This window comes from Pectobacterium sp. 1950-15, assembly GCF_037136835.1.
Classification (GTDB): Bacteria; Pseudomonadota; Gammaproteobacteria; order Enterobacterales; family Enterobacteriaceae; genus Pectobacterium.
The window spans coordinates 48,933-72,159 of record NZ_JBBBQR010000009.1 but is presented as its reverse complement, the minus strand read 5'-3'; the positions used below and the strand labels follow the sequence as shown (position 1 = coordinate 72,159).

At 52.5% G+C, this 23,227-nt stretch carries 25 protein-coding genes; 12 read left to right on the top strand and 13 right to left on the bottom strand.

Translation table 11 applies throughout. The features are described from left to right. Positions 1 to 43: 43 nt before the first annotated feature. On the top strand, positions 44 to 685 hold the full coding sequence (gene pyrE / locus WCT94_RS11955; protein WP_015842194.1) for an orotate phosphoribosyltransferase: 642 nt from the start codon (positions 44 to 46) through the stop codon (positions 683 to 685). 53 nt (positions 686 to 738) lie between these two features. Here pyrE and slmA read toward each other — a convergent pair whose 3' ends face one another. The 3 genes from slmA to coaBC all read right to left on the bottom strand — a co-directional run bounded on the left by slmA (position 739) and on the right by coaBC (position 3,163). Further along, positions 739 to 1,335 (bottom strand): nucleoid occlusion factor SlmA, encoded by a 597-nt coding sequence (gene slmA / locus WCT94_RS11950; protein WP_015842192.1) that lies wholly within the window; start codon positions 1,333 to 1,335, stop codon positions 739 to 741. A gap of 114 nt (positions 1,336 to 1,449) precedes the next feature. Continuing rightward, on the bottom strand, positions 1,450 to 1,908 hold the full coding sequence (dut, locus tag WCT94_RS11945) for a dUTP diphosphatase (protein WP_010285710.1): 459 nt from the start codon (positions 1,906 to 1,908) through the stop codon (positions 1,450 to 1,452). Further along, positions 1,886 to 3,163, bottom strand: a complete 1,278-nt coding sequence (coaBC, locus tag WCT94_RS11940; protein ID WP_442955487.1) for a bifunctional phosphopantothenoylcysteine decarboxylase/phosphopantothenate--cysteine ligase CoaBC — start codon at positions 3,161 to 3,163, stop codon at positions 1,886 to 1,888. Before coaBC ends, dut begins: the two co-directional genes overlap by 23 nt. Positions 3,164 to 3,316: 153 nt before the next feature. Between coaBC and radC the strand changes: the two genes are divergently transcribed. From radC to WCT94_RS11915, 5 genes are all read left to right on the top strand, one after another. Further along, positions 3,317 to 3,982: a RadC family protein gene (gene radC, locus WCT94_RS11935; RefSeq protein ID WP_015842189.1), complete on the top strand. Its 666-nt coding sequence runs from the start codon at positions 3,317 to 3,319 to the stop codon at positions 3,980 to 3,982. Between the two features lie 237 nt (positions 3,983 to 4,219). After that, positions 4,220 to 4,456, top strand: a complete 237-nt coding sequence (gene rpmB, locus WCT94_RS11930; protein WP_005967968.1) for a 50S ribosomal protein L28 — start codon at positions 4,220 to 4,222, stop codon at positions 4,454 to 4,456. 11 nt (positions 4,457 to 4,467) lie between these two features. Continuing rightward, a complete protein-coding gene (gene rpmG, locus WCT94_RS11925; protein ID WP_002442576.1) occupies positions 4,468 to 4,635 on the top strand; it encodes a 50S ribosomal protein L33 in 168 nt (55 codons plus the stop codon). Between the two features lie 214 nt (positions 4,636 to 4,849). Beyond that, positions 4,850 to 5,659, top strand: coding sequence for a bifunctional DNA-formamidopyrimidine glycosylase/DNA-(apurinic or apyrimidinic site) lyase (gene mutM / locus WCT94_RS11920; protein WP_336869732.1), 810 nt, complete (start codon positions 4,850 to 4,852; stop codon positions 5,657 to 5,659). A gap of 56 nt (positions 5,660 to 5,715) precedes the next feature. After that, positions 5,716 to 6,705, top strand: a complete 990-nt coding sequence (locus tag WCT94_RS11915) for a glycosyltransferase (protein WP_336869731.1) — start codon at positions 5,716 to 5,718, stop codon at positions 6,703 to 6,705. A 5-nt stretch (positions 6,706 to 6,710) separates the two neighbouring features. On the opposite strand, the gene coaD is transcribed toward WCT94_RS11915, so the two are convergent. From coaD to rfaD, 8 genes are all read right to left on the bottom strand, one after another. Continuing rightward, complete coding sequence (gene coaD, locus WCT94_RS11910) at positions 6,711 to 7,199, bottom strand: pantetheine-phosphate adenylyltransferase (protein ID WP_336869820.1); 489 nt, start codon at positions 7,197 to 7,199, stop codon at positions 6,711 to 6,713. Positions 7,200 to 7,227: 28 nt separating this feature from the next. Next, on the bottom strand, positions 7,228 to 8,505 hold the full coding sequence (gene waaA, locus WCT94_RS11905; protein ID WP_336869730.1) for a lipid IV(A) 3-deoxy-D-manno-octulosonic acid transferase: 1,278 nt from the start codon (positions 8,503 to 8,505) through the stop codon (positions 7,228 to 7,230). A gap of 84 nt (positions 8,506 to 8,589) precedes the next feature. Then, positions 8,590 to 9,363 (bottom strand): glycosyltransferase family 2 protein, encoded by a 774-nt coding sequence (locus WCT94_RS11900; protein WP_336869729.1) that lies wholly within the window; start codon positions 9,361 to 9,363, stop codon positions 8,590 to 8,592. A 144-nt stretch (positions 9,364 to 9,507) separates the two neighbouring features. Then, positions 9,508 to 10,755, bottom strand: a complete 1,248-nt coding sequence (locus WCT94_RS11895) for an O-antigen ligase family protein (RefSeq protein WP_336869728.1) — start codon at positions 10,753 to 10,755, stop codon at positions 9,508 to 9,510. Between the two features lie 61 nt (positions 10,756 to 10,816). Further along, a complete protein-coding gene (gene rfaQ / locus WCT94_RS11890; protein ID WP_442955486.1) occupies positions 10,817 to 11,896 on the bottom strand; it encodes a putative lipopolysaccharide heptosyltransferase III in 1,080 nt (359 codons plus the stop codon). 22 nt (positions 11,897 to 11,918) lie between these two features. Next, a complete protein-coding gene (gene rfaC, locus WCT94_RS11885; RefSeq protein ID WP_336869726.1) occupies positions 11,919 to 12,881 on the bottom strand; it encodes a lipopolysaccharide heptosyltransferase RfaC in 963 nt (320 codons plus the stop codon). Further along, positions 12,878 to 13,927 carry an ADP-heptose--LPS heptosyltransferase RfaF gene (rfaF, locus tag WCT94_RS11880; RefSeq protein ID WP_336869725.1) on the bottom strand — a complete coding sequence of 350 codons (1,050 nt, stop codon included), beginning with the start codon at positions 13,925 to 13,927 and terminating at the stop codon, positions 12,878 to 12,880. Before rfaF ends, rfaC begins: the two co-directional genes overlap by 4 nt. 23 nt (positions 13,928 to 13,950) lie before the next feature. Beyond that, positions 13,951 to 14,883, bottom strand: coding sequence for an ADP-glyceromanno-heptose 6-epimerase (rfaD, locus tag WCT94_RS11875; protein ID WP_225086193.1), 933 nt, complete (start codon positions 14,881 to 14,883; stop codon positions 13,951 to 13,953). 242 nt (positions 14,884 to 15,125) lie between these two features. Here rfaD and WCT94_RS11870 point away from each other — a divergent pair, with 242 nt between their 5' ends. Both WCT94_RS11870 and tdh read left to right on the top strand, forming a co-directional pair. Further along, on the top strand, positions 15,126 to 16,322 hold the full coding sequence (locus WCT94_RS11870) for a glycine C-acetyltransferase (protein WP_336869724.1): 1,197 nt from the start codon (positions 15,126 to 15,128) through the stop codon (positions 16,320 to 16,322). 10 nt (positions 16,323 to 16,332) lie between these two features. Then, positions 16,333 to 17,364, top strand: coding sequence for an L-threonine 3-dehydrogenase (tdh, locus tag WCT94_RS11865; RefSeq protein ID WP_336869723.1), 1,032 nt, complete (start codon positions 16,333 to 16,335; stop codon positions 17,362 to 17,364). Between the two features lie 26 nt (positions 17,365 to 17,390). Here the strand turns inward: tdh and WCT94_RS11860 are convergent, their stop codons facing one another. Continuing rightward, on the bottom strand, positions 17,391 to 18,338 hold the full coding sequence (locus WCT94_RS11860; RefSeq protein ID WP_336869722.1) for a divergent polysaccharide deacetylase family protein: 948 nt from the start codon (positions 18,336 to 18,338) through the stop codon (positions 17,391 to 17,393). A gap of 2 nt (positions 18,339 to 18,340) precedes the next feature. Continuing rightward, positions 18,341 to 19,642, bottom strand: coding sequence for a murein hydrolase activator EnvC (envC, locus tag WCT94_RS11855; protein ID WP_336869721.1), 1,302 nt, complete (start codon positions 19,640 to 19,642; stop codon positions 18,341 to 18,343). A 371-nt stretch (positions 19,643 to 20,013) separates the two neighbouring features. On the opposite strand from envC, the gene WCT94_RS11850 reads away from it, so the two are divergent. From WCT94_RS11850 to cysE, 4 genes are all read left to right on the top strand, one after another. Beyond that, positions 20,014 to 20,445 (top strand): rhodanese-like domain-containing protein, encoded by a 432-nt coding sequence (locus WCT94_RS11850; RefSeq protein WP_336869720.1) that lies wholly within the window; start codon positions 20,014 to 20,016, stop codon positions 20,443 to 20,445. A gap of 201 nt (positions 20,446 to 20,646) precedes the next feature. Further along, positions 20,647 to 21,117, top strand: coding sequence for a protein-export chaperone SecB (gene secB / locus WCT94_RS11845; RefSeq protein WP_014913761.1), 471 nt, complete (start codon positions 20,647 to 20,649; stop codon positions 21,115 to 21,117). Further along, the gene (gene gpsA, locus WCT94_RS11840) at positions 21,117 to 22,136 is read left to right on the top strand and encodes an NAD(P)H-dependent glycerol-3-phosphate dehydrogenase (protein WP_336869719.1); all 1,020 of its coding nucleotides are present in this window, start codon (positions 21,117 to 21,119) and stop codon (positions 22,134 to 22,136) included. Before secB ends, gpsA begins: the two co-directional genes overlap by 1 nt. Before the next feature lie 147 nt (positions 22,137 to 22,283). After that, on the top strand, positions 22,284 to 23,105 hold the full coding sequence (gene cysE, locus WCT94_RS11835; RefSeq protein ID WP_271875080.1) for a serine O-acetyltransferase: 822 nt from the start codon (positions 22,284 to 22,286) through the stop codon (positions 23,103 to 23,105). Positions 23,106 to 23,227: the final 122 nt, after the last annotated feature.

Below are 23,227 nucleotides of genomic sequence, written 5' to 3'. Positions count from 1 at the left end.
TGACCAACAACATGATTAACCCGTAAGACGAGGAGATGCAGTAATGAAAGCCTACCAGCGCCAGTTTATTGAGTTTGCACTCAGCAAGCAGGTATTGAAGTTCGGCGAATTTACCCTGAAATCCGGGCGCATCAGCCCCTATTTCTTCAATGCCGGGCTGTTTAATACCGGGCGCGATCTGGCCTTACTGGGGCGTTTTTATGCGGAAGCGCTGGTTGATTCCGGTGTAGAGTTCGACCTGCTGTTCGGACCAGCTTACAAAGGCATTCCGATTGCTACCACTGCGGCGGTAGCGTTGGCAGAACACCACGATCGCGACCTGCCATACTGCTTTAACCGCAAAGAAGCCAAAGATCACGGCGAGGGCGGCAGTCTGGTCGGCAGCCCATTACAGGGTCGCGTGATGCTGGTGGACGACGTGATTACGGCGGGGACGGCGATTCGCGAATCGATGGCGATCATCAGCGCACATGGGGCAACGCTGGCGGGGGTCATGATTGCGCTGGATCGTCAGGAACGCGGTCGCGCTGATTTGTCTGCTATTCAGGAAGTGGAGCGCGACTATCAGTGCAAGGTGATTTCGATTATTACGCTGAAGGAGCTGATTGCCTACCTGGCGGAAAAACCAGAAATGGCGGCGCATCTGGATGCGGTGAAAGCCTATCGTGAGCAGTTCGGGGTTTAACGTTGTGAGTCAGGAGCCCGCCAGAGATGTCTGGCGGGCTTTAATCGCGGTACTTAGTTCAACTGTGCGGCCAACAGCGGCCAGCGGGTGTCGAATTCTTGCGTTGGACGATAGCGGAATTCAGAACGAATGAAGCGCGATAGCATCCCTTCGCAAAACGCTAACAGCTGGCTAGCCAGCAGCGTTTCGTCATGCTGGAAGCCTTTACCATCGCGTAGCTTATGCTCGCGTAGCACCTGACGCAGCTGTGATTCAATACGCTCAAACAGCTGGTTGATGCGATCCTGTAAGCGATCCTGTTCAAACATCAGCGCGTGGCCGGTCATGATGCGAGTCAGACCAGGATTGCGTTCCGCAAACCCTAAAATCAGCAGCAAAATCAGACGCAGACGATTAAACGTTTCTTTTTCGTCTTGCAGAATCAGGTTAATGCGGGTGGTCAGGCTATCCTCAATAAATTCAATCAGGCTATCAAACATCCGCGTTTTACTGGGGAAATGCCGGTAGAGCGCCGCTTCGGACACGCCAACGTTCGCCGCCAGTTTTGCCGTGGTGATGCGTTGGCTGCCGTCGCTGGATTCCAGCATCTGTGCCAGCGCCTGCAAAATTTCCTCGCGGCGATTCCTTTTCGTACTTTCTTTTTCTGCCATGTCTGAAAAGACCCTTGCTAAATATTTGACTGACAAGCACCCGGTAGCGCCACAGTCGCAATAGCACGCTGTGGCTTATATGAATTTTTTACACTATGGGGTGGCTGGAGCGCGTTAGCTACGGCCGGAGTGGCCGAAGCCGCCTTCTCCACGTTCGCTGCCGACGAAATCTTCGACCAGATTAAATTCGGCCTGAACGACGGGCACAAAGACCATCTGTGCGATACGCTCACCCGGCTCAACCGTAAACGTTTGTTGACCACGGTTCCAGACGGAAACCATCAGTTGCCCCTGATAGTCCGAATCAATCAGCCCAACCAGATTCCCCAGCACTACGCCGTGCTTGTGGCCTAAGCCGGAACGAGGAAGGATGACCGCCGCCAGCCCGGTATCGGCAATGTGAATCGCCAGCCCGGTTGGGATAAGCGTGGTTTCCCCTGCTTTGAGTTCAATCGCCTGATCCAGACAGGCACGTAGATCGAGCCCGGCAGAACCCGGTGTAGCATAGGTTGGTAACGGGAATTGCTGCCCAACACGTGGGTCAACAATCTTAACGTCGATTTTTTTCATCATAACGGCTGATAATCTCGTCGATTAATTTTTGGCCAAGAAGACGTTTGTCGCACTGCGGCAACGGTATGTCTCCATCGTGCCAAAAAAGGTGTAACGCATTGGTTTCACTGTTAAAACCATGCCCGGAAAGAGAGACGTTGTTCGCGCAAATCAGATCCAGCTTTTTACGCGCCAGTTTTTGCCGGGCGTATTCTTCCACATTCTGGGTTTCGGCAGCAAACCCGACAACATAAGGACGATTTTTCGTCATGGCAGCGACACCGGCGATAATATCTGGATTTTTGACCAGAGTGAGAGTCATTTCATCGCCCTGCTGACTCTGTTTTTTGATCTTCTCATCGGCGATATGTTTGGCGCGATAGTCGGCAACCGCAGCGCAGCCGATCACAATGTGCTGCTGTGCCGCATGTGCCATGACCGCGTGCTCCATCTCCAACGCGCTACCGACGTCAATACGTGTGACGCCCTGCGGCGTGGCGAGCGAAACCGGGCCGCTTACCAGAGTGACATTCGCGCCACGGGCAGCCGCGGCCTGCGCGATAGCAAAGCCCATTTTTCCGGAGCTATGATTGGAGATAAAGCGAACCGGATCCAGCGCTTCTCTCGTTGGCCCGGCGGTGACCAGAATGTTCAGATGTTGCAGATCGTTGATGGCAGAAAAATGACGCTGCGCGAACCCGACAATCTCCAACGGGTCGATCATGCGGCCCGGTCCAACGTCGCCACATGCCTGGCTGCCGCTATCCGGCCCCCAGATCGGTAAACCGCGAGCAGCCAGCGTGCGCAGATTGTCCTGCGTGGGCTCCGCGCGATACATCTGTTGATTCATCGCAGGGACAACCGCGATAGGGGCGGATGTCGCCAGACAAATCGTGGTCAGCAGGTCGTTTGCCATGCCCGCAGCGACGCGGGCGATCAAATCGGCGGTAGCCGGGGCGAGAATGACTAAATCAGCCCATTTCCCCAGCTCGATGTGACCCATTGAGGCTTCCGCCGCAGGGTCAAGCAGGTCGTCTGAGACCGGGTAGCCGGAGACGGCTTGCAGCGTGAGCGGCGTGATGAAAGCTTTAGCGGCAGATGTCATGACAACCCGTACATCCGCTCCAGCGTCGCGCAGGCGCCGCACCACTTCTGGGCACTTGTACGCGGCGATGCCGCCGCTGATACCTAGCACGATTCGTTTGCCGGAGAGGGCATTCAGGCTGGAAAATTCCGTCATCATCATGGTCCGATTGAAAGTCAGAAGATGCGCCATTTTACCATAACCTTGCAGCCAGATAGGAATCTTAAGGTTGTCGCTGCGGTTTCCCTAAGAAGATTGCGAAGCGCTTCGCAGCCTTTTAGCTCCGCTATCGTCCTGTTTTTACGAGCGTGACATGATGCCATCAAGCCGTGTAGGGAGAGTGCGATGGGCTGGGAAAAGGGATTGGCACCGCGTGAAAAGCTGGTGCGTTTAGGGGCTGAATCGCTGACGGATGTCGAATTGCTGGCGATTTTTTTACGCACTGGGCTGCCGGGCGTACATGTGATGCAGCTGGCAGAGGATTTGCTGGTGCAGTTCGGATCGTTATACCAACTGATGACGGCCGATCAGTCCGCATTTCGTACCGCCAAAGGAGTGGGAATATCAAAATATACGCAAATCAAGGCGATCGCGGAGCTGTCGCGTCGGCTATTTTTCTCTCGTCTGGCGAAAGAGGATGCGATGCTGAATCCCCAGGCAACAGGTCAATATCTGCAATTATTGCTGTCCCGACGTGAGCGTGAGGTGTTTTTAGTCCTGTTTTTGGACAATCAGCATCACGTTATTCGCCATCAGGAGATGTTTGTTGGTACGATTAACAGCGTGGAAGTACACCCGCGTGAAATTGTGCGTGAAGCGCTAAAGGCCAATGCCGCCGCGCTGATTCTGGCGCATAATCATCCGTCGGGAAAAGCGGAGCCGAGTCAGGCTGACCGTGCGATAACCGAACAGATTGTTAAAGCCTGTCTGTTAATGGAGATCCGCGTGCTCGATCATTTGGTCATTGGGCATGGCGAATACGTTTCTTTTGCTGAACGCGGCTGGATTTAACAGATATTTCCGCGATCCAATGGGATCTTTAGCTGTTCGGGACTTGAGCACTTACGCTTCAGAGCGTATACTACGCCACCTTTGAGAATCTTGGGTGTGGCGTTAAGAGCCTATCTCAGCAGGTTTATCCTGATGACAGAGTCTTTTCAGTGAAGTTGCTGAGATGGGCTCTAAAGCCTGACGAGGCGGCCAAACCCTATACGAAGCTCGAGCTGATTTGATTTTTGGAGAATAGACATGTCCCGAGTCTGCCAAGTTACTGGCAAGCGTCCGGTGGCCGGGAACAACCGTTCCCACGCACTGAATGCGACCAAACGCCGTTTTCTGCCGAACCTGCATTCACACCGTTTCTGGGTTGAAGGCGAGAAGCGCTTTGTAACACTGCGTGTATCTGCTAAAGGTATGCGTGTTATTGATAAGAAGGGTATTGAGACGGTTCTGGCCGATCTGCGTGCCCGTGGTGAAAAGTATTAAGGAACTGAATCATGGCTAAGGGTGTTCGCGAGAAGATCAAGCTGGTTTCTTCTGCTGGTACTGGTCACTTCTATACCACTACGAAGAACAAACGTACTAAACCGGAAAAATTGGAACTGAAGAAATTCGATCCAGTTGTCCGTCAGCACGTTGTCTACAAAGAAGCTAAAATTAAGTAATTTCTGCTTCTTGATAAAACCCGGCCTTGGTCGGGTTTTTTTTCGTCATATTCCAGCCAGCGTGTCGATTTGGTTTAACTGTTATGTGGTAAATACTGCGGGTAAAATTAAAATACGCCAGCAGTGACTCCGTTTCCCGTCGTATCCCCTGTCTTGCGGATTGTCACAGAGGGTATCCTGTTGCTTATGTAGCCACCTTTATCAGGAGACGCACATGCCTGAATTACCTGAGGTTGAAACCAGTCGTCGGGGGATTTCACCGTATCTCGTCGATCACACCATTCTGTATGCTGAGGTGAGGAACTCACGCCTGCGCTGGCCGGTATCGGCTGAGATTCTCTCGCTGAGCGATGAGCCGGTGCTCAGTGTGCGTCGGCGGGCAAAATACCTGCTGATTGAGCTCACCCGCGGCTGGATTATTGTGCATCTTGGCATGTCTGGTAGCCTGCGGGTGTTGCCGGAATATAGCGAGCCAGAGAAACACGATCATGTTGATTTGGTGATGGACAGCGGTAAGGTGCTGCGTTACACCGATCCCCGGCGCTTTGGTGCGTGGCTGTGGACAGATAATCCAGAAACCTGCTCGGTCTTGGCGCATTTGGGGCCGGAGCCGTTAGAGGCAGAGTTCTCTGCAGATTATCTCTATCAGGCCTCACGCGGTAAAAAGACGGCAATCAAACAGTGGATTATGGATAACAAAGTGGTCGTTGGCGTAGGCAATATCTACGCGAGTGAATCGCTGTTTGCTGCTGGCATCCACCCTGACAGAGCGGCCGGCTCGTTAAATGAAAACGACGCAGCCGTATTGGTTGGCGTGATTAAACAGGTGCTACAGCTTTCGATTGAGCAGGGCGGTACGACGCTGCGCGACTTTTTGCAATCAGACGGTAAACCCGGCTATTTCGCGCAGGAACTGCGAGTCTATGGCCGCAATGGTGAACCTTGCCGGACATGTGGAACACCGATCGAAACCGCGAAACATGGTCAGCGCAGTACCTTTTTCTGCCGCCGCTGCCAGAAGTGATCTTACTTTTTGTTTTCAATGTTATAGCCTAAATATAAAAATTTTCAGAGGGCATTATGAGTCGTGTGGATATCAGCGTCATTGTTCCGATATATAACTGCGAAGAGTTTATTCAGCCTCTTTTTTCATCGTTGCTTGCTCAGGATAATGTCTCTTTTGAAATTATTGCAGTCAATGATGGTTCCACCGATGGCAGCCTTGTGCAATTGAATGAGATAGGCAAATCGGCTACGAATTTGATTGTTGTAAGCCAGGAAAATAAAGGATTGTCGGAAGCGAGAAATACAGGGATTCGGCACGCGAATGGAGAGTGGATTGCATTTGTTGATGGTGATGACTGGTTGGAAAAAGATACGCTATCAGCATGGCTCGAAAAAGCTAAGGAACAACGCCTCGATCTTTTGATAGGTAATGGCTTCAAATTTAATGAAAATCCGGAGCAAGAAGTAAAAAAACCTATTCAGACGCAGCAGCCATGGGGTGAGGTAATCAGTGGCGATGAATGGATTATTCGGGGTGTAAAACATAAAGAATGGTGCCACTTTGCCTGGTTGCAGCTCATACGTCGCGATATTATCTCATTGAATAATTTAAGCTTTATTCAAGATATGATGCATGAAGATATTCTGTGGACGGCGAATTTAGCGCTGGTAGCCAAGCGAGTCGGTTTCTGTGAAAAAATGAGCTATGGCTATCGCGTTGGTAATACGCATTCGATCACAAAGTCATCATCAATTGAGAAAATAGCCCGCAGAGCAAACAGCTATATTGATATCATGCAGGGGCTGATTTCTCTCGCAGCTCAGAACAAAGATAACGTTGCTTTAAATAAAGCGTTAATTCGTCATGCCAATCGAGAGAGTCGCCATTTATTTGGGCTTTTGCGTAAAAAGATATCATCGCCTGCTATCCGGCAACAGCTAGCTAAAAAATTTATCGCTACGGGTATTGGCGGGAATTTATTCAAGGGAATGAGGACATTTAATGATTTTTGGTATTCCCTACGTTTTTATTTTACGGTTTATTTATATTCAAAGAAAAAATAATTCCCCTACATCTTCTTTGATAGTTTGTCCTGTAAGGCACTCACGATGGCATCGGGCAAGAAATGTGATACGTCACCGCCGTGACGAGCGACTTCTTTGACCAGAGAAGATGAAATAAACGACCACTCTTCCGACGGCATCAGAAAAACGCTTTCGAGCGTAGGCATCAGGTGGTGATTCATTTTTGCGAGCTGGAGTTCATATTCGAAATCGGCAACAGCTCGCAAACCGCGTACGAGAATATTGGCGTTTTGCTGCTGTGCGAAGTGCGCCATAAGATCGCTGAAGCCGATGACGTCGACATTCGATAAATGCTCTGTCGCGCCTTTTGCCAGCGCCACGCGCTCATCCAGAGTGAAAAGTGTATGCTTGCTCGGGCTGGCGGCGATGGCCAGCACCACATGGTCGAACAGCCGTGATGCTCGCGTCAGTAGATCCAAATGACCATTGGTTAATGGATCGAACGTTCCAGGATAAATCGCTTTGGTTGTCATCACGTCAGCCCTTCATTCACTGTTTCAGTCACTGTGTGCGCTGGGGCAAATAAGGCTCCAGAAGCGTAAGCAGCATCTGTAGTGCCCCCTGGTTTTGGTGTAACACTTCCACGGCGTGTCGACCGTAGTAGAGGCGATAGTCTTCGTCAGCGAGCAGTTTCCCTACTTCTTTTCCAAGTGAGTCAGCATCGGTCACGGTAATCAATCCGTCAGCCTGATCTAGCTTATTGCAGATATCTTTGAAATTGAACGTGTATGGCCCCATCAAGACCGGAATAGCGTGGGCTGCCGCTTCTAGCGGATTATGCCCGCCCCGTTCAACCAAACTTCCACCAACAAAAGCCAGATCGGCGATGCCGTACAACAGCATCAGTTCGCCCATGGTGTCCCCAATGACTACCTGCGTGTTGGCAGAAGGCTGTTCACCACTGCTGCGCAGCGTGTAGGTGAATCCCAAATTTTCTGTCAGTGCCTGCGTGGTAGAGAAACGTTCCGGATGACGAGGAACAAGAATGAGGAGTAAGTCAGGGTAGGTGGCAAGCAGCTGTCGGTGAGCGGCCAGAACGATCGCTTCTTCACCTTCGTGCGTACTGGTGGCTATCCATACTGGACGGTGTGGCGCCCATTGTCGGCGTAATGTAATGGCTCGTGCCGCCAGTTCCGGCGTCACGGAAATATCAAATTTGAGGCTGCCGGTCACTTTCAGGCTGGAGCGCTTCAGACCAAGATCGATAAATCGATTCCCGTCTTCCTGATTCTGCGCAGCGACGAGGGTAATGCGCCGCAAGATATGGCGCATTAGCGTCCCGATCTTTTTATAACCCGCAGCAGAGCGCTCGGACAGTCGGGCATTGGCAATAACCAACGGAATGTCGCGTTTGTGCAGTTCCGCGATCAGATTTGGCCACAGCTCGGTTTCCATAATAATGACGATTTTCGGACGAACCTGGTCAAAAAAGCGCTTCAGGGCACAGGGTAAATCATAAGGCAGGTAAACGTGGTAGACCGTGTCACCAAAAGCCGAGCGCACACGCTCGGAACCGGTTGGCGTCATGGTTGTGACTGTGATCGGTAGATTGGGGTAACGATGGCGCAGCGCTCTCACTAGGGGAATGGCAGCGAGCGTTTCACCTACTGACACTGAATGCAGCATGATACCGTCTGGCTTAACCTTCTCTGCACAAAAACCGTAGCGTTCACCCCATCGCCGACGGTAGGCGGGCGCTTTGCGACCACGAAGCCACAGGCGAAGCCAAATCAACGGTTGGATGAGGTACAGGATAATGGTGTAGAGAGTTTGTAGCATAAGGTTTACTGTTATCGGTTATCGCTGGGGTGATTTTATCGGGTTAGTGAGGATAAGGCTATGTTTGGTGGTATCACCCATTCCTTACAACTTTATATTATTACGAGACCATAACCCAGCGTATTTATTGAATGTGTACTGCGCATTAATAATCGCGAGTAGAAAACCGTGTTTTCCATCCAAAAAACCAGCACGTAATATCCAGGTTTTTAAGAATGCTGAAGCCGTGTGCGTAAGGATACTCAGGTAGCGGCATTTTTTCCCCTGACGGTGTCGTTCTTCCGCCCATGCTGAAGCATAGCGTAGCTGTTTTTGTTGAAAAACGGCGAAGTCTCGGCAGGTTAAATGTAATAAATCACCTGATAAATGCGTCAATGTGGCTGAGCCATAATCAAGAGATTCGTGCACGCTGTTGTCGTTATAGCGGTAGCGCTGATTCGCATAGAGGCGGATAACGTTATCGGGATACCATCCGCTATGCTTCATAAAACGACCAAGGAAAAAATTGCGTCGTGAGCAGTGGTAAACCGTATTATCACCAGCGTCTGGGGCAGCAAGCACGACTTCGATTGATTGCCGTAATTCAGGCGTCACTCGTTCATCCGCGTCAATCATGAAAATATAATCACCGCTGGCATAACTCTGCGCACGCTGCCGCTGCTTGCCATACCCAGGCCAGTCGTCGTGTTGATAGACTTTGGCACCGTATTGATGTGCTATTTCTACTGTGTCATCTGTGCTGCCTGAATCGACAACAATAATTTCATCTGCCCACGAGACAGACTGGAGGCAATCGGCGATCAGCTCTGTTTCATTTTTGGTAATCATGACAACGGATAAACGTTTATGCGTGTTCACTATATGCCCTATGATGCTGGAAATGATGGAACAGGCAGAGAAAGGCGTTCTCTTGCCGCCTAAGCGTTAAACCCAATGGCACCGGTGTTTTTAAGTGCCATTGAGTGAGCAGCATGATGCTAACGTAACGCTATTCTGACGTAATTATGAAGCTGCGCCGTGCTGTGGCGCTGCGTTTTTATTGCGCTTCAGCAGTGGAATATGCTTTGCCAGCAGGAGTGCGGTCAGAATCGCAAACAGGTGGCCTTCGGTTGAGTCCAACAGGAATGAGTTAAAGAGATTACCAGTTAAATAAATGACCAGAAGCGTAACAAAAATGCTTTTCTCTCGAGGTGGCTGGTTCCATGCGGCGATAGCAAAACTGGCCATCCATAAAAGGAATATGGCAAGGCCGACGGCACCATTCTGTATCGTTTCCAGTAAATACTGGTTGTGTGGGTTATTTACGCTGTAGCCTGTTTCAGGGTTGTGATACCAGAAACTTCCTGCGCCGTTGCCCAACAGCGGAGCCTGCTCAATTAATTGCGCAGCCTGTAAAATAAATGCGGTGCGTTGCCCCATTGAGCTATCACAAGCAGAATAAGCATCGCCCGTTTTTTGCTGTAGACAGTTTTGTATTTCGTGGACACCAAGTGTAATGCGTTCGGCTGCGCGGTTAGGAATCGTAAACAACAGGCCAATGACGACAATGCCAGAGCCTAGTGTGAGCAGGGCCTGACGCGGTTTCAGAGAGAGCAATGCCCAAGCGCCAATACCTGCAATAAGGGCGATGTATCCGATTCTACCTTGCACCATAAACAGTATGTTGCAGCAAGCGACTAGTGCTAATAGCAGGTAACCGATTCGTCCAGATCCCTGGCTGATTCTGGCTCGCTCAAGCCAGAGAAATACGGCCATGGCCATAAAAAAGTTTTGAGTAATCTGTAGCTTAAAAACGGTCGGGTTCGCAGGGTCGATATGCCCAGGAAATAGATGAAACAAACCACCAGCGATACTCAGTGCAAGGACAATACCATTTCCCAAGAGAAAGCCGCTGAATAACGCCTTGCTCTGTGCTGATTGGAGCACAAAGAATAAAGCAAGAGGCAGGATGTACAGCAGCTTCTTATATTTTTCGACCATCTCCGGCCCTGCCTCATGATGATGAGTGAGCAGGGATAGCGCTAATAAGCCGATCATCAACGCGGGGAGTATTACCATCGGATGAATAATCATCTGACGCCAATACTTCATATCCCGGAATTTCAAGACGCAGATGAGCGCCAGGACCAACGCGACTTTCAACAGTTGATTAGAAAGTGGCAGAGAAAGCCCAAGCAAGAAGGCGGTAATCGTGGGGAAATTTCTCTTATCGGCGTCCGTAAAGTATGTGGGCAAAAAATCAAGTTTCATACAATCTCACAGGTGTAAAAAGCGACTTGTTGGCGTCTTCTTTATTTACATATTAAGGGGTTTAGGAAAGCCACTTGCTGGTCGCAGCAATCACGTCAGAGACCGGAATGGCATCAAGGTAACGCTCCTGTGTGTTGGTATCAATTTCCTCGGGCTTGGGGAGTGGGCGATAGTCGCCAGCCCATAATAATGTGTGTGGTGCCTGCCATGGATGCCACTGTTTCAGGTTGCTCGGGCCAAATAGCGCAACAGACGGCGTTTGTCGTGCTGCCGCCATGTGCATCGGTGCAGAATCCACGCCGATAAATAACTGTGCTTTATCAATCAGTATCGCGAGCTGAGGCAATTCCAGTTGTCCGGTCAGATTTACAATCTGCTCCGGGTTTGCCACGTTGTTGATGATGCTTGTCGCTATCTGCAATTCTTCGGCTGATGTCCCGCCAGCAAGAACCACGCGTTTTCCCTGATTTGTCAGATGATCAATTAATGCAGCGAAAGAGATCGCGGACCAGGTTTTGAACGCCCAGCGAGCGCCTGGGTGGATCAAGACATAGTCAGATAAGCTGTGCTGTTCGAGCAATTGGCTGACATATTTTTCATCTTCCGGTCGCCAGGACATCTTCACGGAGGTATCCGTCTCAGGAAATTCCAAGGGGGCGAGGATAGAAAGATTGTTTAAAACAGTGTGTTGCTCGTTGTGTTGCGTCGTCTCAACCAACATATCATGGCAAGACTTCCATAAGAGGTTGTCCCTCTTTGGCCAACGGAAGCCAATGCTAATCGCAGGGGTGAGGAATTTACAGTAAAGTGCAGCGCGCCATTGATCGGAAAGATTGATGATGAGGTCGTATTGTTGTGCTTTCAACGCTTTCCAAAGCGTACTTTCTCCATGCCATTGTGCACGGATACCTTCATGTTTGAGATTCCTGTCAACGGTTAAACGGGTGTGAACATCTGGATTGCCGGATAGCATGACTTCTGTACCGCTATAAACCAGTACATCAATCTGGGCACTCTCGTAATGCTGTTTCAGCGTCCCTAATAACGGGGTGGTCAACAAGACGTCACCGAAATGCCGTAGTTTGATAACGAGAATTCGCTTAATGCGTTCTCTGGCTAGCCGTTTTTCTTTCGAATGCATATGCATTACCAAAACTCGTCGGTTATATAAGAGATTGTAATTGTTGAAAGATTGCTTGAGGTGAAATTGTATCCATGGAATTGTCACCAGACATTTCCACCACCTGATTCATTCCGTAGCCGCCAATCAACCCCGGGTCGGTTGGCCCATATAAGGTGATATTTGGACGATCCAGCGCTGCCGTCAGGTGGCTAAGCCCGGTATCGACGGAAACGACGACTTTGGCGCCAGCTAATACCTCGGCGACCTGTTGCAGCGTGAGGCGTGGTAAGACTTCGACATGCGGAAAGCCTTCCGCCAGCCGTAAGGCGCGCTGGTGCTCATGCTCCGCTCCCCAAGGGAGTTTGATGCGTAGTCCACTCGGTGCCAATAGGGCAATCAGTTCACGCCAGTGTGCTTCCGGCCAGTGTTTTTCATCACGCGTTGTGGCGTGGAGAAACACCAGATAGCGGTTGGCGTCCGCGGGCGGCTGGGAGAGGAAACGCGAGGCAATCGCATAATCGCCGCGCTCGGCGGGTTTCCGGTAGCCTAGGCTGGCGGCAAACAGCTCGCGTACGCGCTCGACGGCATGCTGTTGACGGCTTATCGGGTGGCGATAGTTATAAAACCAGCTTGCCAGCGGCTCACGCGCGCTCTTGCAATCCAGTCCGTGTTTCTTTCCGTTGGCGAGTCGCGTCACCAGCAGCGCGCTTTTAATCAGCCCTTGCGCATCAATCACGGCATCATAGCGGTGCTGGCGTAGCTGGCGTTTAAATTCCGCACGTTCCTGACGCACCGGGGCACTGAACCAGCTTTTGCGCCAGCGACGTATTGCGACTGGAATCACGCGGGAAACCGCTGGGTGCCAGTTGGGAATCTGCGCGAAACCTTCTTCAACCACCCAGTCGAACTGGATACCGGGAATAGCCTGCATTGCATCGGTTAAGGCGGGCAGCGTATGCAGCACATCGCCCATCGACGATGTTTTGACGATCAGCACTCTCATGCGTCTGCTCCCGGAATGAGATACTTATCCAGTGCGCTGAGTACGCGTTCGGGCTGAATGTCGATCAAACTCTGGTGGTAACCCTGTTCGGCATCGCCTTTGCGCACCCGGTGATAGCCGGTAATCAGGCGAATCACCTCGGCCTGATGGGACAGCGGCGGGGTAAAATCGGGGCTGCTTGGGCCATAAAGCGCGACCAGCGGACGATGAAGTGCCGCCGCAACGTGCATGAGCCCGGAGTCGTTGCTGACGATGGCGTGGCAGGCGGCGATCAACACCACTGCCTGTTCCAGCGAGGTTTTCCCTGCCAGACTGGTGCAATGCTGCCGTGCCTCTTCCGTCAACCCCTGAAGGATATCGTCACAGGCTGAACGGTCATTGGCTGAACCGAACAGCGCGATCTGGTAGCCGCGCTCGATCAGTGATTGTGCCAACGCCGCATAGTGATAATGCGGCCACCGTTTAGCGGGGCCGAATTCGGCTCCGGGGCAAAAGCCGATGATGGGGCGTGCATCGCTGAGGTCGAAGGCCTGCATCATGTCCGCAATTTCGGCCTGATTGACCTGCAACTGTGGCCACAGTAACGGCTGCGGCAGATCCTCGGCGCGACGAATACGGCTACGATCGTAGGCTAATGCGGCGTAACGCTGAACCATCAGCGGAAATGCCGCCTTATCCAGCACGCGTAAGTCGTTCAGCAGCCCGTAGCGCATTTCGCCGCGCCAGCCTGTACGCTGCGGAATGTTGGAAAAGAACGGGACCAGCGCGGATTTAAAGGAGTTGGGCAGCACGTAAGCGCGATCGTAGCCTGCATCGCGCAGCGATACGCCAAGACGGCGACGTTCGCCCAGCTCCAGTGCGCCGTGGCCGAGCGGCATGGCTAACGCCTGATTGACTTCCGGCATACGTGCCAGCAGCGGACGGCACCAGGCTGGCGCCATCACGTCAATAACCGCTTCCGGGTGTTCAGCCTTCAACGTGCGATAAAGGCTGTGCGACATCATCATATCGCCGACCCAGGAAGGGCCGATGACCAAAATTTTCATACCGCTTATGAATCCTTATTTGATTAAACGGTACGGTTCAGCCAGGCCATATATTCCGCCACGCCTTCGGCGACGGTTTTGAACGGCTTGTCATAGCCTGCGGCACGCAAATTGGTGAGGTCGGCTTGTGTATAAGCCTGATAGCGGCCTTTCAGCTTCTCGGGGAACTCGATGTATTCCACGCTGCCTTTCTTGTGGAACGCAAGCGTAGCGTCGGCGACAGCCTGGAAGGATTCGGCGCGACCAGTACCGCAGTTGAAGATGCCGGAAACTCCGTTTTGCCAGAACCACAGGTTGACGGCCGCGACATCACCGACGTAGATGAAGTCACGCTGGAAGTTCTCGCTACCGGAGAACAGCTTCGGATTTTCACCCTGATTAATCTGGTTGTTCAGATGAAATGCGACGCTCGCCATGCTGCCTTTGTGACCTTCACGCGGTCCGTAGACGTTGAAATAGCGGAAGCCGCAGATCTGCGATTCAGCTTCCGGGAGAATTTCACGCACGTATTGATCGAACAGGAATTTGGAGTAGCCATAGACGTTCAGCGGCTGCTCGTATTGACGCTCTTCGATAAAGTTATCGTTGCGACCGCCGTAGGTTGCGGCAGAAGAGGCATACAGGAACGGAATGTTGCGATCGAGGCAATAGTGCAGTACATCTTTGGAATACTGATAGTTATTATCCATCATGTACTTGCCATCCCACTCGGTGGTGGAGGAGCAGGCACCTTCATGGAATACGGCATCGATATCGCCCAAGTCATCGCCTGCAACGATGCTGGCGATGAAGTCTTCCTTATCCATGTAATCTGCGATGTCCAGATCGACCAGATTGACGAATTTGGTGCCGTCTTTCAGGTTATCGACAACCAGAATGTCCCGATAGCCGATGTCATTCAGGGATTTTACGATATTGCTGCCGATAAAACCGGCACCGCCAGTAACGATAATCATGGGCGCGACCTTTGTTAATCTTGCTGGTGAGGCACCGCGCCCCACACTGTTTATGACCGCTATAATAGCATTTCATTTTACCGCAAGCAGCCAGAGCTTAATTTATCCCGTGTTGCCCCAACTTTTTTAAGATGATTCAGGCCGTGACGAAGCCAGCATTTTCAGACTGTTTACCCCGCATTTCTGCCCACATCCGCTAGCTTAAAAACCATAAAGCGATCTTTTTATGGGAGAGTAACGCTATGCCTGCCGCGTTTTATCAACAACTTACTACACAAATTATGGCTGCACGTACCGAAGGTGTGTTCAAGGAGGAGCGCATCATTACCTCTGCACAGCAGGCTGAAATCGAGGTGATGGACAGCAACCGCCTGCTCAACTTCTGCGCCAATAATTATCTTGGTCTGGCGGACAGCCCTGAACTGATTGCTGCCGCCAAAGCCGGATTGGACAGCCACGGCTTTGGCATGGCATCGGTGCGCTTCATCTGCGGCACGCAGGATATCCATAAGCAACTGGAGCGTAAGCTGGCGGATTTTTTAGGAATGGATGACGCGATTCTCTATTCCTCCTGTTTTGATGCCAACGGCGGGCTGTTTGAAACGCTGATGGAAGCGGAAGATGCGATTATTTCCGATGCGCTCAATCATGCCTCAATCATCGATGGTATTCGGCTATCGAAGGCGCGGCGCTACCGCTATGCCAATAACGATATGAGTCAGTTGGAAGCGCAGTTGCAGTTGGCCAGAGCGGAGGGAGCAAGGCACATCATGATCGCCACCGACGGTGTGTTCTCGATGGATGGTGTGATTGCCGATTTGCAGGGAATTTGCGATCTGGCGGATCGTTATGACGCGCTCGTGATGGTTGATGATTCCCATGCAGTGGGGTTTGTGGGCGAACAAGGACGCGGAACGCATGAACACCGTGGGGTGATGGAGCGCGTCGACATCATTACCGGGACGCTAGGCAAGGCGCTGGGGGGCGCGTCGGGGGGATATACGGCGGGCAGACATGAGGTGATCGACTGGCTGCGCCAGCGTTCGCGCCCCTATCTGTTTTCCAACTCGCTTGCGCCTGCGATTGTCACCGCATCGCTCAGCGTGCTGGATCTGCTGGAACAGAGTGGTGAACGGCGTGAGCGTCTGTGGGCAAACGCCCGTTTGTTCCGTGAAAAGATGGCTGCCGCAGGGTTCACGCTGGTGGGGGCCGATCACGCCATTATTCCCGTGATGCTGGGCGAGGCGCAGCTGGCGCAGGATTTTGCGCAGGCGCTACAGCGGGAAGGCGTGTACGTCGCCGGCTTTTTCTATCCCGTGGTTCCCCTCGGTCAGGCGCGTATCCGCACGCAAATGTCGGCCGCCCATACGCCGCAGCAAATCCAATTTGCCGTCGAGGCTTTTATCCGCGTGGGCAAACGTCTGGGTGTAATCATCTGAGGAAACCGTCATGAAAGCATTGGCAAAACTGCGGCCGGAAGAGGGCATCTGGATGGTGGATTCCCCCACGCCGGAGCTCGGGCATAACGACATCATGATTAAAATCCGTAAAAGCGCGATTTGCGGAACGGATGTGCATATCTACAACTGGGATGAATGGTCGCAGAAGACCATTCCCGTTCCGATGGTTGTCGGGCATGAGTATGTGGGCGAAATTGTTGCTATCGGTCAGGAGGTTAACGGTTTTCATATTGGTGACAGGGTGTCTGGAGAAGGCCATATTACCTGTGGCTACTGCCGCAACTGCCGCGCCGGACGACGTCATTTATGTCGCAATGCCATCGGCGTCGGGGTAAATCGCCCTGGTTCATTCGCGGAATATCTGGTGATTCCTGCCTACAACGCGTTTCGCATTCCCGACAATATTTCTGACGAGCTGGCCGCCATTTTCGATCCTTTCGGTAACGCGGTACATACCGCACTTTCCTTTGACTTAGTGGGGGAAGATGTCTTGATTGCTGGCGCAGGGCCGATAGGCATGATGGCGGCGGCGGTGTGCCGTCACGTTGGTGCAAGGAATGTCGTCATTACCGATGTAAATGCGTACCGTCTGGATCTCGCCAGAAAAATGGGGGCAACGCGCGCCGTCAATGTGGCAGAGGAAAAGCTGGCTGACGTCATGATAGAACTGGGCATGACCGAAGGGTTTGATATTGGATTAGAGATGTCGGGTGCGCCATCCGCCTTTCGCGCCATGTTGAAAGCGATGAATCACGGTGGACGCATCGCCATGCTGGGCATCCCGCATGAACCGATGTCGATTGACTGGGGTGAGGTGATTTTTAAAGGGCTGTTTATCAAAGGGATCTACGGACGAGAGATGTTCGAAACCTGGTACAAAATGTCGGCGCTCATTCAGTCCGGGCTGGACTTGTCACCGATTATCACCCACCGCTTTCACATTGATGAATTTCAAAAAGGCTTTGATGCGATGCGATCGGGCCAGTCGGGCAAGGTTATTCTCAATTGGAATGAGGAGTAACCTTGCCGTCGCGAGTCCATGTGACGTTACGGTTGCGCGGGCGTTTCGGTCTCTGCCGGTGCCACCCAGGTTTGCCAGCGCTGCTTGATAAACAGTACGGGGGCACTGTCCCGAATGCTGCTGCTCACCAGCTTGAAGAACACATCGTTCTTCACTGGTTCTGGCAGCTGCTTGACCCGACACTGCGGTATGCCGCGGAACGGATTACGTGGTTTAACCGGCTGTTGCGGCTGAGGCTCGTACTGCCGCGTCGGCTCGTTCAGCAACTGGCTGGGGCGGACTAAGACAATATCGGCATCCAGCGTGGGCAGCATCTGCTGCAAAACGCGGATGGTTGAAGGATGGGGATGCCCGATAGCGATAGCGGAACCGCTGCGACGGGCAATTTGCACCGCGCGGGTAAACTGCTTACGAATCTCGGCTTCGTTTTGCGAATCATCCAGAAAGACTTTGCGTTTGATGACTTTGACGCCTGTTCCTGCTGCCGCCTGACTCGATTGGCTGCTACCAATGGTCATGCTATCAAGGAAGTAGAGCTGATAGGCGCTCAGCGCCTGTATGACTTTTTGCATGCCGGGCAGGCTGGCAGTCATCGCGCTGCCCATATGGTTGTTCAGGCCCACGGCGTAAGGCACGTTATTGACCGATTGGCGAATGATGCGCTGAATTTCATCGCTGCTCATGTCCGGGCGTAGCGTGTCACGCTCCAGCGGCTGTTTGCTCATCGGTGCCATTGGCAGATGGATCAATACCTCTCGCCCTTGCTGGTGGGCTTTGGTCGCCATTTCGCGGGCGTATGGCGCGTTGGGTAATACCGCGACGGAAATCGCCGTTGGCATTGCCAGAATCTGGTTCTCATTATGCGGACGATAGCCGAAATCATCGATGACGATGGAAAGTTTCCCGGCCAGTGCCAAAGGAGACAACGCGAGCAGACTCAATGCCAATAACGGTGTTTTGGTTAAATATGACAAGGCTATCTTCCCAGCCAAGGTTGTGGATTGACCGCCTGACCCTGACGACGGATTTCAAAATACAGCCCGGGCTGGCTCTGCCCGCCGCTGGTGCCAACCAGCGCAATAGGTTGACCGGCTTTGACCTGAGCGCCAACAGAGACCAGCGCGCTTTGGTTATAGCCGTACAGGCTCATATCGCCTTTACCATGTTGCACAACAACGACCAGCCCATAGCCCTGTAGCCAGTCGGCCATCAGTACGGTGCCGTCGGCGATGGCTTTCACTTCCGTTCCTTCCGGCGCGGCAATCACCAGACCTTTCCAGCGCAGTTCGCCCTGTAGCGGTTCGCCGAAGCGGTGTTCGATGCGGCCGTTAACCGGCCAGATAGCTTGACCTGAAGGTCGACCTAAACCGCCAGTTCGGGCCATGAGTGAGCGTTCACCTTCAGTGGGTTTGTAGCTGCTGCCGCTGCGTTTGGCTTGTTCTTCCTTCGCGCGAACTTTGGCGGCCTCACGCGCTTCCCGCTCGGCGCGGGCTTTCGCTTCTCGCTCGGCGCGAGCGATCTGGTCGCGCAACCGGGTTTCATTCTGGCGCAGCTCCGTCAACTGCTGCTGATCTTTTTCCAGCGAACTTTCCAGCGTCGACAGCGTTTTTTTCCGATCGGACTGCGCCTGCTCCAGCGTCTGCTGTTGCTGCTGCTGGTCACTCAGCAGCGTTTTTTGCTGCGTCTGTTTTTGTTCCAACTGACGTTTTTGGTCAGCCAGTTCCACGCGGGTTTGCTGCAAGTCGTGGATAGATTTCTGGCGGGCTTCATTCAGGTAGCCGAAGTAGGCGAGGATGCGCTCGTTGCGCTGGCTTTCCTCTCCGCTCAGCATTAATTGCAGCGCGCTGTGCTGACCTTGTCGGAAGGCGGCGTCGAGCTGGCGGGAGAGCAGCGTTTGTTGCTTATTCTGCTGAGACTGCAGCTTTGCGATAGAAGCGCTGAGGCTGGTTAGTTCTTTATTTAGCGTGGACAGCGTATTGCGCGTTTCATGCAGTTGGCGGCTGGCCTGAGAGATAGACTGCTCTTGCTTTTTCAACTGCTGGACTAACGCACTGCGCTGCTTTTGTTGTTCCTGAACGCTTTTTTCTTTCGCGGCGATATCTTGTTGCAGGGTCTTGAGCTGTGCCTGATTATCTTCCGCCTGGCCGAGCGCGGGCAACAGCAAAACGCCAACGCAGAGTGCGCTGACGCAGCGGGTGAGCAGCCTTTGTAATGCGGATAACTGGCGATCGGCGCTACATGCCACTCGACTCTGTACAAATAACGCGTTTTTACTCATAGCGGTGAATTATTCCACGATGAACAGCGGCTTACCAGTTGTCTCTTGTCTGATTTCTATTTCCAGACGTGACAAGCATGGCACAAAGACGGGCATCTATGCGCATCAATAATGGATAAATGGAAAGCTCTGCGCATAAAATGGGGGAATGGCATTATTTGGTACGCCAGTTTCTGTGGCTGGCTATCTCTGGCTGGCGCTTGCGGGCTTGCGCTGGGATAGCGTCAAACCTCTATCCTGGTAATTTTTGGGTATCGCGCCGCAGATTCGATACGCTATGTTGGCTTACTGGCTGTAATTGCCGTATCGCGCAGGTATACTCAGGAACCTTTATTTTTGTTGCTTAACTGATCCGGGAGCCGTTACACCCCATGCAAGAGATTATGCCATTTGTTAGCAAGAACCCTATTTTGAGCATCGCCTGGGTTGCGCTGTTGGTTGCGGTAATTGTACTTACTGTGAAGAGTAAACTGTCGAACGTGAAAGAAGTGGTTCGCGGTGAAGCGATCCGACTGATTAATAAAGAAGATGCTGTCGTCGTTGATATCCGTAACCGTGACGACTATCGCCGTGGCCATATTGCCAGCGCATTTAACCTGTTGCCGAATGACATTAAAAACGGCAGCGTAGGTGAACTTGAAAAACATAAGTCGCAGCCGATTATTGTAGTCTGCGCCAATGGCCTCTCTTCACGCGAAGCGGCCGAAAATTTGTATAAAGCGGGTTTTGAGCGTGTGCAGGTGCTGAAAGACGGCCTGGCTGGCTGGAGTGGTGAGAATCTGCCTTTAGTCCGCGGCAAGTAAAACGGTTTGTGGTAAAACTATCCTCGTCGTGCCGTGTGTGATCAGTCATAGTTGTGATAAGTCATACGCAAAAATGGCAACGATTTGGCAGGATAACCGACAGGCTGATTGCAGTACGATAATGACAGAACTGTGCTGACGTCCGCCTACTTATGACGACGGAAGACGTCAAGAAAATCTAACAAAAGGGTATTACTTAACATGTCTGAACAAAACAACACAGAAATGGCTTTCCAAATCCAGCGTATCTACACCAAAGATATCTCTTTTGAAGCGCCGAATGCGCCTCAGGTGTTCCAGCAGGAATGGCAGCCGGAAGTAAAACTGGATCTGGATACGGCGTCCAGCCAACTGGCTGATGACATCTATGAAGTTGTTCTGCGCGTGACCGTAACAGCTTCTCTGGGTGAAGAAACTGCGTTTCTGTGTGAAGTTCAGCAAGGTGGTATCTTTACCGTTGGCGGCATTGAAGGAACTCAACTGGCGCACTGCCTGGGCGCATACTGCCCGAACATTCTGTTCCCTTACGCGCGTGAGTGCATCACCAGCCTGGTTTCTCGCGGTACCTTCCCGCAGCTGAATCTGGCACCGGTTAACTTTGATGCGCTGTTCATGAACTACCTGCAGCAGCAGACCGAAGGTGAAGGCGCTGCGCAGCATCAGGATGCCTGATGAACGCGTCTGACGCTTCCATGACCGTCATCGGTGCCGGTTCGTACGGCACCGCATTGGCCATTACGCTGGCGCGTAATGGCCATCGAGTTGTGCTGTGGGGCCACAACCCTGCACACATTCAGGCGTTACAGGCCGCTCGCTGTAATCAGGCGTTTCTGCCGGATGTGCCTTTCCCCGATTCGCTACAGCTGGAAACCAATCTGGCGCAGGCGCTCGCTGCCAGCAGAAACGTGTTGGTTGTGGTGCCGAGCCATGTGTTTGGTGATGTTCTGCGTCAGTTGAAACCGCATTTGCGGGCCGATGCGCGTATCGTGTGGGCGACAAAAGGGCTGGAAGCGGAAACGGGACGCCTGTTGCAGGATGTCGCCCGCGAAGCGTTGGGTGACACTATTCCGCTTGCGGTGGTATCCGGCCCGACATTTGCCAAAGAATTAGCAGCTGGCATGCCGACGGCTATTGCTCTGGCATCAACGGACAGTGAATTTGCCGACGACTTACAGCGGCTGCTGCACTGTGGGAAGAGCTTCCGCGTATACAGCAACCCGGATTTTATCGGCGTGCAGTTGGGCGGGGCGGTTAAAAACGTCATCGCTATCGGTGCTGGAATGTCTGATGGCATTGGGTTTGGCGCTAATGCTCGTACCGCATTGATCACTCGCGGACTGGCGGAAATGACCCGGCTTGGCACGGCGCTGGGTGCAGATCCCTCGACCTTCATGGGGATGGCTGGGCTGGGCGATCTGGTGCTGACCTGTACTGATAATCAGTCCCGTAACCGGCGCTTCGGTATGATGCTGGGGCAGGGAATGGATGTACAGAGCGCGCAGGATAGTATTGGTCAGGTTGTTGAAGGGTATCGCAATACGAAAGAGGTGCTGGCGTTAGCGCAGCGCTACGGCGTTGAAATGCCGATTACCGAACAACTCTGGCAAGTTCTGTATTGCGGAAAAGACGCCCGAGAGGCGGCACTGAGCCTGTTGGGACGCACGCGTAAAGACGAAACCGCCAAATTATAAAACACGTCGTTCGATGCTTAGCTGGGCTTCCTAATCTGGGAGGCTCATAGTATCTTCATTTTCTTGTATGCGAGCGGCGGTGCTACTAAGCCTGCCGTTTGAGAACAGATATACGTTGTGGTGTGTGGTATCTCGGAGAGTAAGGCAATGTCGACAGAAGAACTGGAACTGGTCTGGACCAATATCAAGGCAGAAGCGCGCAGTCTTGCAGACTGTGAACCGATGCTGGCCAGCTTTTTTCATGCCACGTTGCTGAAGCACGAGAATCTGGGTAGCGCACTGAGCTATATGCTGGCGAACAAGCTGGCAAATGCGATCATGCCCGCCATCGCCATTCGTGAAGTGGTGGAAGAAGCCTACCACGCCGATCCGCAGATGATCGTTTCTGCCGCGCGCGATATTCAGGCCGTCTGCCTGCGCGACCCAGCGGTGGATAAATACTCGACGCCGCTGCTCTACCTGAAAGGGTTTCATGCATTGCAGGCGTATCGTATTGGCCACTGGCTGTGGTCGCAGGATCGTAAAGCGCTGGCGGTCTATTTCCAGAACCAGATCTCGGTTTCTTTCGGTGTCGATATCCACCCAGCGGCGAGAATCGGTTGCGGGATCATGCTCGATCATGCAACGGGTATTGTGATCGGCGAAACCGCCGTGGTTGAAAATGATGTCTCCATTCTGCAATCCGTGACGCTGGGCGGGACGGGTAAAACGAGCGGCGATCGTCACCCTAAAATTCGCGAAGGCGTGATGATTGGTGCAGGTGCGAAAATACTGGGGAACATTGAAGTGGGATGTGGCGCGAAAATTGGCGCCGGCTCGGTCGTGCTGCAATCTGTTCCTCCACACACGACGGCGGCAGGTGTCCCTGCTCGTATCGTCGGTCGACCAGAAAGCGATAAACCTGCTATGGACATGGATCAGTATTTCAACGGCATCAATCGTGGCTTCGAATACGGCGATGGCATCTAACCTCGCTGTGTAGGCGATTCACCGTTTTACTCTCTATCCGGAACGGGGTTCCCCATCAGAGCATAAACCACCGATAAATAAGGTGGTTTTTTGTTATTTCGACTAAGAAACGTCTGAAATCA

What these genes read in the sequence shown, in the direction of transcription:
- secB (WP_014913761.1), top strand. Translation starts at nt 20,647, where the DNA reads ATGTCTGAACAAAACAACACAGAAATGGCTTTCCAAATCCAGCGTATC.
- WCT94_RS11895 (WP_336869728.1), bottom strand. Translation starts at nt 10,755, where the DNA reads ATGAAACTTGATTTTTTGCCCACATACTTTACGGACGCCGATAAGAGA.
- gpsA (WP_336869719.1), top strand. Translation starts at nt 21,117, where the DNA reads ATGAACGCGTCTGACGCTTCCATGACCGTCATCGGTGCCGGTTCGTAC.
- waaA (WP_336869730.1), bottom strand. Translation starts at nt 8,505, where the DNA reads ATGCTACAAACTCTCTACACCATTATCCTGTACCTCATCCAACCGTTG.
- envC (WP_336869721.1), bottom strand. Translation starts at nt 19,642, where the DNA reads ATGAGTAAAAACGCGTTATTTGTACAGAGTCGAGTGGCATGTAGCGCC.
- rfaF (WP_336869725.1), bottom strand. Translation starts at nt 13,927, where the DNA reads ATGAAAATTTTGGTCATCGGCCCTTCCTGGGTCGGCGATATGATGATG.
- radC (WP_015842189.1), top strand. Translation starts at nt 3,317, where the DNA reads ATGGGCTGGGAAAAGGGATTGGCACCGCGTGAAAAGCTGGTGCGTTTA.
- WCT94_RS11850 (WP_336869720.1), top strand. Translation starts at nt 20,014, where the DNA reads ATGCAAGAGATTATGCCATTTGTTAGCAAGAACCCTATTTTGAGCATC.
- pyrE (WP_015842194.1), top strand. Translation starts at nt 44, where the DNA reads ATGAAAGCCTACCAGCGCCAGTTTATTGAGTTTGCACTCAGCAAGCAG.
- WCT94_RS11870 (WP_336869724.1), top strand. Translation starts at nt 15,126, where the DNA reads ATGCCTGCCGCGTTTTATCAACAACTTACTACACAAATTATGGCTGCA.
- slmA (WP_015842192.1), bottom strand. Translation starts at nt 1,335, where the DNA reads ATGGCAGAAAAAGAAAGTACGAAAAGGAATCGCCGCGAGGAAATTTTG.
- rpmG (WP_002442576.1), top strand. Translation starts at nt 4,468, where the DNA reads ATGGCTAAGGGTGTTCGCGAGAAGATCAAGCTGGTTTCTTCTGCTGGT.
- cysE (WP_271875080.1), top strand. Translation starts at nt 22,284, where the DNA reads ATGTCGACAGAAGAACTGGAACTGGTCTGGACCAATATCAAGGCAGAA.
- mutM (WP_336869732.1), top strand. Translation starts at nt 4,850, where the DNA reads ATGCCTGAATTACCTGAGGTTGAAACCAGTCGTCGGGGGATTTCACCG.
- coaD (WP_336869820.1), bottom strand. Translation starts at nt 7,199, where the DNA reads ATGACAACCAAAGCGATTTATCCTGGAACGTTCGATCCATTAACCAAT.
- coaBC (WP_442955487.1), bottom strand. Translation starts at nt 3,163, where the DNA reads ATGGCGCATCTTCTGACTTTCAATCGGACCATGATGATGACGGAATTT.
- rpmB (WP_005967968.1), top strand. Translation starts at nt 4,220, where the DNA reads ATGTCCCGAGTCTGCCAAGTTACTGGCAAGCGTCCGGTGGCCGGGAAC.
- rfaQ (WP_442955486.1), bottom strand. Translation starts at nt 11,896, where the DNA reads ATGCATTCGAAAGAAAAACGGCTAGCCAGAGAACGCATTAAGCGAATT.
- rfaC (WP_336869726.1), bottom strand. Translation starts at nt 12,881, where the DNA reads ATGAGAGTGCTGATCGTCAAAACATCGTCGATGGGCGATGTGCTGCAT.
- dut (WP_010285710.1), bottom strand. Translation starts at nt 1,908, where the DNA reads ATGATGAAAAAAATCGACGTTAAGATTGTTGACCCACGTGTTGGGCAG.
- WCT94_RS11915 (WP_336869731.1), top strand. Translation starts at nt 5,716, where the DNA reads ATGAGTCGTGTGGATATCAGCGTCATTGTTCCGATATATAACTGCGAA.
- tdh (WP_336869723.1), top strand. Translation starts at nt 16,333, where the DNA reads ATGAAAGCATTGGCAAAACTGCGGCCGGAAGAGGGCATCTGGATGGTG.
- rfaD (WP_225086193.1), bottom strand. Translation starts at nt 14,883, where the DNA reads ATGATTATCGTTACTGGCGGTGCCGGTTTTATCGGCAGCAATATCGTA.